Annotated in this window: 11 protein-coding genes and 1 tRNA gene; 9 read left to right on the plus strand and 3 right to left on the minus strand. The window is 50.5% G+C overall.

The window, feature by feature from the left end; genetic code table 11:
• Positions 1-24: 24 nt before the first annotated feature.
• From GXP58_09415 to GXP58_09425, 3 genes are read right to left on the minus strand one after another with little or no spacing between them, the layout of a single operon-like run.
• Positions 25-2,217, minus strand: a complete 2,193-nt coding sequence (locus GXP58_09415) for a hypothetical protein (protein NOY53823.1) — start codon at positions 2,215-2,217, stop codon at positions 25-27.
• 12 nt (positions 2,218-2,229) lie between these two features.
• A complete protein-coding gene (locus tag GXP58_09420) occupies positions 2,230-2,934 on the minus strand; it encodes an ABC transporter permease (protein ID NOY53824.1) in 705 nt (234 codons plus the stop codon).
• 1 nt (position 2,935) lies between these two features.
• Positions 2,936-3,871, minus strand: coding sequence for an ATP-binding cassette domain-containing protein (locus GXP58_09425; GenBank protein NOY53825.1), 936 nt, complete (start codon positions 3,869-3,871; stop codon positions 2,936-2,938).
• Positions 3,872-4,507: 636 nt separating this feature from the next.
• On the opposite strand from GXP58_09425, the gene GXP58_09430 reads away from it, so the two are divergent.
• From GXP58_09430 to GXP58_09470, 9 genes are all read left to right on the plus strand, one after another.
• Complete coding sequence (locus GXP58_09430) at positions 4,508-5,047, plus strand: prepilin-type N-terminal cleavage/methylation domain-containing protein (GenBank protein NOY53826.1); 540 nt, start codon at positions 4,508-4,510, stop codon at positions 5,045-5,047.
• A gap of 10 nt (positions 5,048-5,057) precedes the next feature.
• Entirely contained in the window at positions 5,058-5,513 is a 456-nt protein-coding gene (locus GXP58_09435; GenBank protein NOY53827.1) for a prepilin-type N-terminal cleavage/methylation domain-containing protein, read from the plus strand.
• 15 nt (positions 5,514-5,528) lie between these two features.
• Positions 5,529-6,161 carry a prepilin-type N-terminal cleavage/methylation domain-containing protein gene (locus GXP58_09440; protein NOY53828.1) on the plus strand — a complete coding sequence of 211 codons (633 nt, stop codon included), beginning with the start codon at positions 5,529-5,531 and terminating at the stop codon, positions 6,159-6,161.
• A 19-nt stretch (positions 6,162-6,180) separates the two neighbouring features.
• Positions 6,181-6,813, plus strand: coding sequence for a hypothetical protein (locus GXP58_09445; GenBank protein ID NOY53829.1), 633 nt, complete (start codon positions 6,181-6,183; stop codon positions 6,811-6,813).
• 102 nt (positions 6,814-6,915) lie between these two features.
• A complete protein-coding gene (locus GXP58_09450; GenBank protein ID NOY53830.1) occupies positions 6,916-10,479 on the plus strand; it encodes a PQQ-binding-like beta-propeller repeat protein in 3,564 nt (1,187 codons plus the stop codon).
• Between the two features lie 396 nt (positions 10,480-10,875).
• Positions 10,876-11,205 carry a thioredoxin gene (gene trxA, locus GXP58_09455; GenBank protein ID NOY53831.1) on the plus strand — a complete coding sequence of 110 codons (330 nt, stop codon included), beginning with the start codon at positions 10,876-10,878 and terminating at the stop codon, positions 11,203-11,205.
• A 27-nt stretch (positions 11,206-11,232) separates the two neighbouring features.
• On the plus strand, positions 11,233-11,544 hold the full coding sequence (locus GXP58_09460; GenBank protein ID NOY53832.1) for a winged helix-turn-helix transcriptional regulator: 312 nt from the start codon (positions 11,233-11,235) through the stop codon (positions 11,542-11,544).
• A 202-nt stretch (positions 11,545-11,746) separates the two neighbouring features.
• A complete protein-coding gene (locus tag GXP58_09465; GenBank protein ID NOY53833.1) occupies positions 11,747-13,138 on the plus strand; it encodes a transporter in 1,392 nt (463 codons plus the stop codon).
• 134 nt (positions 13,139-13,272) lie between these two features.
• Positions 13,273-13,349 (plus strand) — tRNA-Arg (locus GXP58_09470).
• Positions 13,350-13,695 lie beyond the last annotated feature (346 nt).

Here is a 13,695-nt window from a genome sequence, read left to right on the forward strand (position 1 = left end):
GCAAGCGGACTTTTTGCAAAGCCATCAGGCTTGTGTAAAGATTTGCTGAATATGCCGCTTCCGTGCCGAGCGGCGGTACCAGATGATCAGGCCGGCAAAGATGATCAGGATGGGAAGACCTGCAATATTTGCCGCCTTAATCATCGTCTTTGCCATAGGTGATACCTCTTTCAGGGGGTTAAATCGCTGAGACTTGCTCCGCATGACGGCGGTATCCACCCGGTGATTTAAGGCATCGAAGATGTTCATCACAAACTGGGCATTCGGACTGGTCCCGTTGTCTCCCAAAACATTGTCCTTCAGAATCGCCGAGGTTCCGATGAGAAAGATCCTGCCGCCTCTGGAGGTCTTCAGCGTAATTCCTTGCGCCTGGATATGCGACATGTCGATTCCCCCCGTTTTTTCGTTCCCGGCGGTTTGCTTCTTTTCTTTCTGCTGCGTGTTTACGTTTCGTTCCGGGATTGGTTTGTCGGCAAAGTAGCTGGGAATCGGGCCGGTGAGGGTATAGGCCAGCGCGAATTGCTGCAGGTCCGATGTCCGGCGGGGAGGCTGCAGGAACATCGGGTTCAGGTTCACCCGCCCCTCCATTTTCCATGCCTCCCGGCTGGAGGAGAAGAGCCGTGTTGCCGTCAGAGCGTGCTTTTTGATGCTCGCTTCATCGAGGTTCAGCGGGGCGGCTTTCAGCAGGACCAGTCCCTTGATGTTTGTGAGATAGGGGACGGACTTGTTGATGAAGGTATTCTTGATGATCGGGGCAAAGTAGATCTGCCGTTCACCACCGCCGAAGGCCTGGGGAATCTCCTGCCGGAAACAGTTTTTGTCCAGCACATAAGCAGCCTTCAGATGGATTCCGTAGGCGGAAAGGAGTTTCTCCAGTCCCGTGTGGATGGGCAGATACATCGGACCCTGCCCCCCCACCATCATTCCCTGTTGAGGAAGCGAGGTCTCCTTGAAGGGATCGAGGAAGAGGGCCAGGTTGCCCCCCCGCATCAGGTACTGATCGACCCGGTAGAGTTCTTCCTCGGAAAACGGTTTTGTGGGCCCGGCAATGATCAGGGTCGGCAACCCCTCCGGGATTCCCCCATCCTTCAGGCGAACCTCCCGGACGTTGTATTCTTCCGAAAGGAGTTTGTGAAACTGAGAAAGAGAATCACTTTGAGCTTCGCCCGGCATCGCGGGATAGGACTCAAGAGGGAGAGTCCCGTGGTCGGCAAGATAACCGATCTTCTCGTTTGTGTTGATCAGGTTTTCTACGGCGTTTTCGATTCCTTCTTCGATCTCCTTCATTTTCGCCAACTGGTATTGTGTTCCGAAGATCGGAAGGCGGAAGATGTGAAGCAAGGGGATCGTTTCCTTGTGATTCCCATGTTGTATCATGATCCCGGCATAGCCGTGGCCGGCCGGGATGGTTTTGCCCCGCCGATCGGTGAAGGCATCCCACTGGAGAGGAAGGATTTGCCGGCCGCGGATCTCTTTTTCCCGGCTTGGGTCCCGTGTCGGGTCGATGGCGGAGAAGGCCAGCCGTCCGTAGTTCTTTTCATTCAGCTTCTTTACGACCGCTTTGATCCGGGAGGGGAGTTCCGCCAGTCCCGTCAGATTCATATAGGGGCCTACGATCTGCAGGGAAGAAGAGAGGATCAGGTTGACCTTCACCTTGTCTTTCAGAGCCAGCAGGGCGCTGATCTTGTTGTTCATCGTCCGGATCGTGGAGGTGATCTTGTATTCCAGTCCTTCCGTCGAGGTGATGGTTGGGATCGTTTTAATCAGGTCGCCGTGGATGAGAACCATCCCCATGAAGGCGTTCTGGAACTTTACCTGGTCCTGTTCAATGTTGCGGATCTGAACCGGATTGATCCCGTAGTTTTGCGCCATCTCCTGATTTTTCCGGGCCGATTCATTCTCTTCGCCGGAGACGTCGTAGAACTGATAATTAAAATAGCGGTTGCCGGCAATACTGTATTCCTGGAGGAGGTCGTGGAGATAACGTTCCAGTGTGTTATAGGGGGCGGGGAGGTTCTTGGTAAAGAAAACCTTGATGGTCAATGGTTCCGAGAGAGTAGAGACCACCTTTCGGCTGGCTCTGGAGAGGGAATAGATGTGGTTGGCCGTCAAGTCGACCCGGAAGAAGAGGCTCGTTGCGGCTATGTTCAGAAGAACAATCACGACGAGGTAGAGAAGAAATTTCGGTCGGAATATTTTATGGAGTACGGCGTTCATCAGGTTTTCTCCTTAATTCATTTCATCGACGGCCAGGTGGGTTCCGTAGAGCATAACGAAGGCAAGACTCAGAAAATAGAGAACATCCCGGGAATCAATGATTCCCCGGGCGATGTTCTGGAAATGGGAATCCGCACTTAAAAACTGGAAGACGCTCAGAAGGGACTTGGGCAGAAAAATGAGCATCTTGTCGAGAAGGGTGAGGGAGAAGCAGACCGCCATCCCGGAAATAAAAGCGATAATCTGATTGTGGGTCAGAGCGGAAGCGAAAAGTCCGATGGCGGAAAAGGCTGCACCTAAGAGAATCGCTCCCACGTATCCCCCGATCAAGGGTCCTACATCAAGATCTCCCAAAAAGGAGATGCATGCACCGTAGGAGAGGGTGGGAAGCAGCATGACTGCCACGAAGGCGACGGCGGCCAGGAATTTTCCGAGGACGATGTCGGTTGAGGAGACCGGCATGGTCAGGAGCAGTTCATAGGAGCCGCTGTTGAACTCCTCGGAAAAGAGACGCATCGTCACCGCGGGGATGACGAAGGAGAAGGTCAGGGGGAGCAGGGAGAAAAAGTTTCGGAGATCGGCCTGGTTGTAGAGGAAAAAGGTGGAAAAGAAAAACCAGCCGGTCAGAACAAGAAAAATCGAAATGACGATATAGGCGATCGGGGAGATGAAATACCCCCCGAATTCTTTTTTAAAAATCTGGGTGACGTTTCGCATTTCATCCCTCCTTTGTGAGTTGCCGGAAGATCGACTCCAGGGTCCGGGTCTTTCGATGGAATTCCAGCAGGCGCCATTCCTGTTTTCGTATGATCTCATAGAGCACCGGACGGAGATCTTTTGCCGTCCGGCAGGTCAGAGAGAAATCGAGGGTTCCGTTCCGGCTGCCGATCCGTTTTGGCGCGTCCACATCGGGGATCCCGGCAAAGGCCTTTTGAACCTGCTCGAAATTTTCTTCCTGCAGGGAGATCTCAACGGTGTACTCGCCGCCGGCGCGTTCCTTCAGGGTTTCCGTCGGCCCGTCGGCGACGATTTTCCCTTTGTTGATGATGACCATCCGGTCGCAGGTCGCTTCGGCCTCGCTCAGGATATGGGTGGAGAGAATCACCGTTTTCTCCCGGCCGATCTCCCGGATGATCGCCCGGATCTCTACGATCTGGTTTGGATCGAGGCCGGAGGTCGGTTCGTCAAGAACGAGGATCTCCGGATCACTCATCATGGCGTGGGCCAGTCCGACCCGCTGCTTGTATCCTTTGGAAAGTTCATGAATCGGTTTGTGCATCACGTCATTCAGGCCGCATAACCGTGCCAGTTCTTTGATGCGGCTCATCCGGTTTGCCTCCCGGAGTTTGCGGAGACCGGCCACAAAGAGGAGGTAATCGTAGACGAGCATATCCGGATAAATCGGCGCCGACTCCGGCAAATAGCCGATCATCTCCTTGATCTTGATGGCATGGTCATGAATGTTTAAGTCCCGGACGGTGATGTTGCCGGAAGAGGGGGGGAGATAACAGGTCAGGATCCGCAGGGTCGTTGATTTGCCGGCCCCGTTGGGACCGAGCAGGCCCAGGATCTCTCCCTTCCGTATTTGAAAACTGATTCCGTTGACGGCATGAACATCGCCGTAATGCTTTGTGAGGTTTTCCACCCGTATCATCGGCAATTTCCTCCCTGGATGAACTGCGAAAGGATGCAGTTCACAGATGAACCCTGCTTCGTATAGGCAGGAAAGCGGCCGGAAGGCATGCGATAAGGATGTCTTCAAACGATACGATCGCCCTGAAACCTTTCCTGCGAAACACGGAATTACGGACAGGGTATTTTGAAAACGTCGGGAAATATATGCCTCTCGTATTTGTTTGTCAAGACCTGACTTTTTAATCTCTCTTTGGGGTTAGCCTATGCTCCGCAGTTATTCCCTATGAGTGGTTTTTCTCGGAGTTTTGTATGGAGCATCTTTAAGCGGGGAGAGAGAAGGTTCCCTGGACGATCTGTCTCATCGGAGAAGATTAATGACGACCGTTTCTACTGTCTTCACGCATGTTGTGTCTTTGCGAACCGGTTTTTAAGTTTTCGGATTCGAAATTATCACGGGTGCTGTAATTATTGTGTAATCGATTACATAGTTGTGTAGTCCGTTACATAAGCATTCCCCGATTCCGAGCTTTTCTGTATTTCAACATTTCTGAATAATCTTTATCTAACGGTAAGATACGGACCGGCACCTCTGAATGGTAAAATGGCATGCTCCTTGCTACCGTATGGAGGTGTGTGGAGAAAAAGGAGGTCCATTATGAAGAGGTCTGAGCAAGAGGGATACACTCTAATTGAACTTGTTATCACCTTGTCAATTGTTGCGCTGACGCTGCTTTTTTCGGCACCTTCCATTGCCGATTGGGCACCTTATTACCGAATGAAGGGAGATGCTACAACGATTGCAGGGATGCTGACCAATGCCCGTTTTGAGGCGGTGAAGCGAGGACAGAATGTAACCGTTACCTTCGATCCCTCGGCAGAAACGGTAACGGTCTCTGCGGGAGGAACGACTCTGAATACCTACACACTCAGCCAATCCGTTGATTTCGGAATTAATCAGGTAATAGAAAAAGACGACTTAAATGCCAGTGGTCATCCGCCTACGAAAAAGATTACCTTCGCTGGTAGTAGTGTTGTCTTTGCTTCCAACGGTGCTGCAACGCCGGCGGGCGAACTCTATTTGATGTTTGACCCGGCGGCCACTGTAAACAAACAGTATTTTTTCGGGGTTGCCGTAGAAGCGAGTGGACAAGTGACATATTCTCGCTGGAATGAATCAGGCGCCGCCTGGGATTAGGAGGAAAGAAATGTATCGCAAAAGTATGAAGTCAAACGCCGGATTTACGTTGATTGAGGTCATGGTAGCCATGGTTGTAATGGCCTACGGCATTCTGGCTGTCATGTCGATGTCGGTGGCGGCGATCCGGGGAAACTCCACGGCGGATCATGTGACCCAGGTCACGATTCTATCTGATGAAGTGATCGAAATGATCCGGGCGAATGTCGATAACATCTCTGCCTACAACGGGATTGATACCAGTAATGTCAATACCCGCCCCTCCATTGATGCTACAGCCGGTGCCGACTATGACACGATTGTAAGCCGGATCTCGGATTTGGGGCTTCCTTCCGGTAAATGCTCAATTGAGATACAAAATAATACCCCTACTGCCGGGATTAGTACAGCACAGGTGACTATTGCCTGGAGCCGGACCGGAAACCACTCCATGACTTTCACGAGGGAGTTTGAAGGGTTACACTAATTGGAGGAATCAGGCATGTACAGCAACCAAAAGGGTTTTACCCTGATCGAAATCATGGTCTCTCTTGTGGTGACATTGGTCATCGTGGCGGGGGCCTATGCCGTCTTTGCCATACAGAACAAGTCTGCCAATGTCCAGAATGAGGTGGCGACGATGCAGCAGAACGGCCGGATTGCCATGGATGTACTTGTGGAGGAAATTCGGAGGGGGGCTTACAACAATCCGGCAAACCCCGCCGGTGCAACTATTACTGTCGATGCTTCCGGCAGTATGATTACCATTCAGAAGGATGTCAATGATGACGGAGTGATTAATGATACGTTAGCCAGTTCTGCGGATGATGAGGAGTGGATTGTCCTGCAGGTGAACGGCAATAACCAATTGACGAAGCAGATCCTGCGTAAATCCGATGGATCGGATGTACAGACCCTGATTTTGGCGGATAATATATATTCCTTGTCTTTTTCTCCGGCCGGGGTCACCGATCCGTCCTCTGTCGACATTTCCCTGACGGTTCGGACGAAGCATGAGGATCCGAATTGGACTGACACAAACAAGGGTGTCAATCTTTCGGGGTCTGTATCGGATGGTTTGGCACGGATTCGAAATTATCAGAAAACCGTCTGGGTCCGGAATCTGAATCTCTAAACGGCAAAGGAGAACAATCATGTATCTGAATCGGGCGGGAAATCAGAAAGGGATGGCCCTGATTGTTGCATTGTTGCTTTTGGTGGCACTTTCGGCTGTTGCATTAAGTTTGATGTTTTCATCCACTTTTGAGAATACCATTGCCGCAAATGATAAAAAAAACACGATCGCTTTCCAGAATGCTGAAACGGGGATCGAGATGGCCAGAAACGTCCTGTTGAATTTTCGGGATCGGGATGAAGGATTCACGAAGCTTTTGTCCATTATTCCAAGCAGTGCTGATCCCGTAGTGCTTGATTTAGAAAATGTAGGAATCAATTCCGGCGATCCCGTTTATAGCGTTGGTGCGAATGTTTATAATCTTGATACCACTCGTTACACTGTGACTATCTGGGATGACAGCAACGATCCCCTGGAAACCGATAATAACGACCGTGTGGACAGCAATTTTTCTGTTATGGTCCGTTCCGTTGGGAAGGATCCCACGGGGAATGCGGCGAAGACGATTACCACGAAACTTCGCTATGGGGATGCACGGGAATTTGCACAGGGGAAACAGGACGCAAACTCTGGAAGCAGCAAGGACCAGAAAGTAGAAACCGAAGCAGGCAATGGAAGGAGTACCAGTACTTTTGATCCCTCGACCACGTAAAACGATTTCCCGGCTTACCCGGGCCTGTGGTGGTATGGTGACGCCCGGTTGAAGCGGGAGCCTGATCTCCCGATCCAAGGGGAAGAACTAAGGAGGTTCATTATGAAAAAGATTGAGATCTTAATTGCTGTGATATCAGCGCTATTTGTTTTTGCCGGCAGTGCCACAGCGGATCAGCGGACCTTTCCAGCCGGTTCCCTGATTATTCCGATGAACAGCAGCTACCAGGGAGCGACGGACCACGGAATCTTCGAAGCTTACGGTCTGATGTATGCTCTCCTGGACCACAAGGATACCGCCGGAGATCCCGACCCGATTCCGGTTTTCTGGTGCATAAATCCGGATAAGACTTCTATTACGGACACGGATTTTTCTATTAGTACCGATACGGGGGTTGATCCGGCATCGGAATATGACCACGCCGGAAGTACGAATCCAATCAACACGGGGATTTACACCAACACCGACGGAGCGCTCCAGATCGACTATTTCGGCGGGCCCTTTGTGATCGATGCTGCCTATGCCGATGCGGCCAAGACTATAATCGATAATTGGAAAAACGTGAATATCCATGTCGCGAATGCTCCCTTCACAGCCGATATCGGACGGGTCTTAGACGGCGTTCCGCCAAAGATTGCTCTCTTGAACGACACAGAGTCCCATACCAACGGCAATGCTGTGACTATTCTTGCCGGTTATCTTGAAATTGCCGGAATCGGTAGCGGTGTGTATGACGTGGTAACGCCAGATGAAGTTGGTGGCATCGCTACGACTGTGGATGGTGTTTCCGTGCCGGCGGGTAACGGGATTCTGGAAGAAAAGGATGCTGACGGGAAATATGTCTACGATCTCCTGTGGGCGCCCCACTGGACGGCCTACAAAGATTACGGTGCAAATGCAAAAAAAATCATCAGCAAGATTGGCGACTTTCTCGATCGGGGTGGCGCACTTTTTGCCGAATGTGCCTCCATTATGAATTTCGAATACCACCCGAACGATGCAGGAAGCTACAATGTCGGTCCCTGGCTGACCACGAACGATATCTCTCACAACGGCGGTACAAACAACGCCGCCGACATCATTGTTGCCGACCCGACGATCCCCTTCACCCAGACGGGGGATTTTGCTTTCGGACCCGAAGGGGGGCACCTTCACAATTGGGAGCCGTACAATACGTCCAATAGCGGTTATTTTGACGCCTCGGACTTCTCCTACGGTGTGCCTGTTGCGCCGCCGGATAGTGATTACAACGCAACAGTGCAGCGTTTAATTTATGATACGACCGGTTGGGACTACTATGTTGCCGGCTACAAGGATGGTGATGACAGCAAGGGGTTCATCAGTTACCTGGGAGGGCATACATACGTTGATTGCACAGGAGGTGGCCCTGGAGGTCCTAAAGGCGGTCCCGGCGGAGGTGCGGTTCAAAATGCTCATGAGTTTAAATTCGAATTCAAGGACAAGGTGGATGATCCCCATGCATCCTTTACGATCCATGTCGACTATAACGACGGAGGAACTTCTGAATCGACGGAGATCACATTTTCGAAGGGAGATGATTTTGCAACCGGTGATCCCCTGGAAATCGATTTGTCGAGCATGAAAATCAAGGACAAAACGATTGAAAAAGTTTTTTTCAACAACAAAGGAACGAACACCATTACACTCACTCATTTTAAGATTACCTTCACAAAGGGAGGCAAATTAAAGAAAGTCGAGGACAAAGTAGGGAAAGATACAACAAACCTCCTGGATTCGCATGACGGGATTCCGTCTGTAACATCTTTTGACACCAACGACGTTCTTGCTGCATCCAGTGGGGCCGGCACAGGCGGAGGTACACCGCTCAGTTCCTGTACTTATAAGAATGTTGCCGGGATTCGCTACGTTCTGAATACCGTATTGGACCTTCAGGCCTACGTGAATTACAAGGAATTTATGAAGTCCTCTCCGGTTATGGATCTTGCCGACTTGGATGGTAACGGTGAATATAATGATTTGATAGCCTATTATGGGTCTTTTGATTATCCTGGTTATACCGGCCACCTGAGAGCATTGAAGGTTAAAGACGATGGCAGTTTTACCGAGCTATGGGATGCTGCAAACAAGATTCCGTCTAACCGGACTCTTTATACGGCGATTGACGACAGCGATGGGGACAGCCGGGTCGACGATCGGATTAACCTGGAGGCATCGGCCACCTTTCTTGCCCTAAACGATTCTGCGACCGGACAGACCATCAACGAGATTTTGAACGTGACACCTTCTGACGGCACCGATACGGATGAAATCTCCTTGCTCAATAATGTGATCTCCAAAGATTTGGGCGGAATTATCCATTCCTCACCGGCTGTCGTCGGTCCGAGTCCCTTTGTGGACCCTGATCGTCCTATCGTAATCTATGCTGGGTCCGCCGACGGGATGCTCCATGCCTTTACGGGCTCAACCGGTGCGGAGCGGTGGGCTTTCCTTCCGCATAATTTATTGGGCAAGCTCTATGGCGCTTCGCTTCTCCAGGATACGGATATGCCGACGGCCGTGGTTGATGCCTCGCCGACGGTAGCTGATATGATGGTGGACCGTATCGGGAGTACATTTGACGGAAACAAGCAGCGCCGAACAATTCTCCTTTCTGCGGAAGGGAGCGGAAATCACTATGTTTTTGCCATGGATATCAGCGATCCTGATGATCCACAGCCCTGGTGGGAGGCCACCGCCACGAACATGGGGTATGCCTACCGGACCTCCATGGGGCATATCAAGGTCTGTGATGTAAATGACAATTGCGAAGTCAAGGCGGCAGCCTTTGTTTCCACCAATTATCAGGCGGGAACGGGAATCCAGGTCTACGCCTTTGATCTGGAGACAGGGGATGAATTCTGGTCTTTCGGGCAGAGCTATGGATCGACAAGCAACGAGATCCCTGATGCCCCGGTCCTCGTTGACAAAGACGGGGACGGGGTCATCGATTCTGTTCTGGCCGCGGACATGGAAGGTCGGCTTTGGCAGTTGGATGCTGCTACGGGCAAGTCACTCTATGGAACAACGGAATCACCGCAGCCGGTCTATCAGGTAAATGTCGGTGGGACCACGACCGGTTATCCCATTGGTTCCTCTCCGGCGGTTTATGTCTGTGACGGTGGTCATGTCCTCGTATTCTTCGGAACCGGTGGTGCTGATTTTGCTTCTGACAGCAATTCCGGGCATATCATCGGGATCGATATCACCAATGGTGCCGTTACGTCCGGTGGTACCGGTGAATTGTTCAACTATACCCTGGATGTTGGTGAAAAGCTTTATGCCTCTCCGATCGTGACTAAAAACGCTGTCATTTTCGGTACGGCTTTTGGTGACCGGGAGACGACGGACCCAAACTCAGATATTTCGGATAGTCAGTCCGGGAAAATCCACATTGTGAAGCCTGTAAGCGGAGACATCTGTTACGCCAGTGGATGTGGAGGTAACGGTCAATCAGACTATAATGACTCCAGTCATGAGGTTGTTTCCGATGTGAGCGCCAAGGTGACTGGAAGCTATGCGGAAGGAAACCAAGTGATCCTCGGGACTATGGATGGCAAAATCATCCGGTTTGGCAAGGATAAAGAGGATGGGAACAATCTGGCTCCGAGCGAGCGGGTGAATATCGAATTTTGGCGTGATTTCTGATCCATTACGGTCAGATAGTGAAAAGACCGCCGGTTTTCCCGGCGGTCTTTTTGGTTTGCCCGGCATGGCAGGCAAATCCAGTCCCGGTAATCGGAATGTCACCCCAATCAGCAGGAGAATCCGAAGGGTAAAATCGGGATGACCCGTCGGCCTGGTTCGGCGGGGACCGTTACCTGTCACAGCCTGCAAGGAGTGAAGTTCCTTGGCGTGAGCACCCACTCCACCTTCATCCGGATGCAGGCGGGGAAGATCCGGTCTTCCAAGGCCTGAATTCAGCAACTCACCCTTTTTGCTTGACTCAAAATTAATTTAATGATATTTAGATATTCAGATAAGGCTCTACATAATTTGTCAGAGTGAAAATTATAAACAGGATGAAAAAGAGGGAGGTCGATTGTGGGGTCTGATAAAATTATTACATTAAATGATCAGAACTTCGAAAATGAGGTGAAGGAATCCAAAATTCCCATCCTGGTTGACTTCTGGGCGGAATGGTGTGCGCCATGCAGGATGGTTGCTCCCGTTCTGGACGAACTTGCCGAGGAGTTTGACGGCAAGGTCAAGATTGGAAAAGTAAATGTTGACCAAAACCGAACGGTTGCCGCTCAGTATGGGGTGATGTCCATTCCGACGCTGATTCTCTTCAAGAATGGCGAGTTGGTTGAACAGATGGTCGGTGCACAGCCGAAAGAAAACCTTCAGAAAGTCTTGCAATCAGCATTATAGTCCTGTTGAACCCAACCAGGGAAAATTATGGATTTTGAGAATGCGGCTGAACTCTTGAAGATCATGGGGCATCCCACGCGGTTGCGTATCCTGATGTATCTGAAGAGCGAAAATAAATGCGTGAAGAATATCTGGGAGAGTCTTGCTCTCCCGCAGGCAAATGTTTCGCAGCATTTGATCCTGATGAAGAACAAGGGGATTCTTGATTCGGAACGCAAAGGTTCACAGATCTGCTATTTTCTGAACAATGAACATGTTCTAAGCATACTGAATTTTCTTGAAGCCTCAAAGGATGTCGTAAATCCCATTGCCAAGAAGAATGGTCTTCATCGTCTCTGAGCCCGCCTCTTCCTTCCGGAGGTTTTCATTTTACAGCCTCCATTGATTCCATACTTACATCGGTGTTCAATTGTTCGGCTTTGGGAAAAGCCTGTTTTGGGTACATAATCCTGAAAACTGCTTGACAAAATGTGTACCCCCCGATAGATATAATAATGATTCTTTCACGCTTTGCAATATACCTTAAAGTAAGGAGGATGGAATGAAAAAATTCATGACACAACTATTGGGAGGAGTTGCGGCCGTCTTATTTCTGAGTTCTCCGGCTTGGGGGGCGGGGTTCCTGATCTTCGAACAGGGGGCCAAGGCGATGGGCATGGCCGGGGCTTTTACCGCAACGGCCGACGATCCGACGACGGTCTTCAACAACCCGGCAGGGATCACGCAATTAGAAGGAACGCAGATTTCTTTTGGGAACACCTTCATCCGGAACGACCAGAGTTATGATGTGGACAGTGCCCTGATTGTCGGCAAGACTTATCATGAAGAGATGGGCTCCAAGACCTTTTTTCTTCCTCACCTCTATGTCACCCAGAAATACAATGATCGACTGAGTGTCGGATTCGGTGTTTTCTCCCCCTTTGGGATCGGGACCGACTGGGCGGACAACTCCGTGGGAAATTCCGTTGCAAACGAAACGACCATCAAGACCTACAACCTGAACCCCAACGTGGCGTATAAGATCACCCCGAAACTCTCTCTGGCCTTGGGGGTGAACTACATCCGCACCAATATCCAGATTCAGCGGAGGATTGGTGCCGAATCGTTTGTTCCGGGTGTTACACCTGTTATGAGCTATGAAGTCCTTGGCCAAGAACAATTGGGTCGCCTTCAGGTGGACGGTCGCGGTGGCGGCTGGGCCTACAATGTGGGGCTCCTCTACAAGATCAACGAATCCTGGCAGGCGGGCTTCTCCTACCGGAGCGATTACAAGATCGAGATTTCCCGGAGTCAGAGTTCCGTGACCTGGTCTAAAAGTTCCAAGCTCCTTTCCGATCTATCCGTGCTGAATCCCGCACTGGCGGCGGCTCCTTTTAATCCTCTTGTGAACTCTTCTACAGAAGGATTCACCCGTCTTAATCTTCCCGGGATCTTCCTGGCGGGGGTTTCCACGACCATGTTCGACCAATGGAATATCGAATTTGATGTGCAGTATACGACGTGGAACCATTTTGACGATATTGTTATTGAAGTTGAGCCCCCGTTGAACTTGAATCCGTTCTTGCCTGGAATTAAACCGGGTGTGGATATTACTCAGGATACCCTTCCTGCTTTGCAAGAAGACTGGGAGAATGGGTGGGGCTTTCATCTCGGTACGGAATACCACTATACCGAAAACTTCGCCGTCCGAACCGGCTACTTCTACGACAAGAACCCCATTCCCGACCGAACCCTGGGACCGATCCTGCCCGACTCGGACCGGCAAAGCTTTTCTCTCGGCTGTGGTTACACGAAGGGAAACTGGACAATGGATGCCGCCTACATGTATTCTCATTTTAAGAACCGGAGCACCGACAAAAACTACCAGAATTTTAATGCCTCCTACAAGTCGGACTTTCAGCTATTGGGATTGACGTTGACACGGAAATTGTAATATCGCGAGACATAATTGAACGGATATGCCCGCCAACCCGGCGGGCATATCCGTTTTGCGATATTTTTTCGCCCATGAGTTTCTTGACTCATGAAACCATTCATGGTAAAACCTGCCCGGCCTTCCACAAAAGCGCCCCCGTAGCTCAGGCGGATAGAGCACCGGTTTCCTAAACCGGGTGTCGGGTGTTCGAGTCACCCCGGGGGCGCCATAAATCCGACCATTATTTATATCCTGTTGTTTATAAAAGGTTTTTACGTGTTCTGAAAACCGCTGCCCGAAAACATGGCTCCATATTTTTTGCAAATAATGCTGCAAATATTGTGGAAATGGTATACGAACATTTTCGATGACACTGCTGTCCGGATGTTTGGTTGCCAAAATCTTGTAACTATATGTTATAAAAGAGAAAAGCCTTGTTTTTGTCTGTCAGCTAACGGCAAACTGCACGATGTCAATATCCTCGACGAATTGGTTCCGCAACCGGGGCCTTCTGCATCATGGATCGCGGCTATCTCGATTTCGGAAGGCTTTATCGACTGACGTATCCTGCTTTT

Source organism: Deltaproteobacteria bacterium, from assembly GCA_013151235.1.
In the GTDB taxonomy this organism is placed as follows: domain Bacteria; phylum CG2-30-53-67; class CG2-30-53-67; order CG2-30-53-67; family CG2-30-53-67; genus JAADIO01.

What these genes read in the sequence shown, in the direction of transcription:
- GXP58_09425 (NOY53825.1), bottom strand. Translation starts at nt 3,871, where the DNA reads ATGATACGGGTGGAAAACCTCACAAAGCATTACGGCGATGTTCATGCC.
- GXP58_09415 (NOY53823.1), bottom strand. Translation starts at nt 2,217, where the DNA reads ATGAACGCCGTACTCCATAAAATATTCCGACCGAAATTTCTTCTCTAC.
- GXP58_09445 (NOY53829.1), top strand. Translation starts at nt 6,181, where the DNA reads ATGTATCTGAATCGGGCGGGAAATCAGAAAGGGATGGCCCTGATTGTT.
- GXP58_09420 (NOY53824.1), bottom strand. Translation starts at nt 2,934, where the DNA reads ATGCGAAACGTCACCCAGATTTTTAAAAAAGAATTCGGGGGGTATTTC.
- GXP58_09460 (NOY53832.1), top strand. Translation starts at nt 11,233, where the DNA reads ATGGATTTTGAGAATGCGGCTGAACTCTTGAAGATCATGGGGCATCCC.
- GXP58_09450 (NOY53830.1), top strand. Translation starts at nt 6,916, where the DNA reads ATGAAAAAGATTGAGATCTTAATTGCTGTGATATCAGCGCTATTTGTT.
- GXP58_09465 (NOY53833.1), top strand. Translation starts at nt 11,747, where the DNA reads ATGAAAAAATTCATGACACAACTATTGGGAGGAGTTGCGGCCGTCTTA.
- GXP58_09435 (NOY53827.1), top strand. Translation starts at nt 5,058, where the DNA reads ATGTATCGCAAAAGTATGAAGTCAAACGCCGGATTTACGTTGATTGAG.
- GXP58_09430 (NOY53826.1), top strand. Translation starts at nt 4,508, where the DNA reads ATGAAGAGGTCTGAGCAAGAGGGATACACTCTAATTGAACTTGTTATC.
- GXP58_09440 (NOY53828.1), top strand. Translation starts at nt 5,529, where the DNA reads ATGTACAGCAACCAAAAGGGTTTTACCCTGATCGAAATCATGGTCTCT.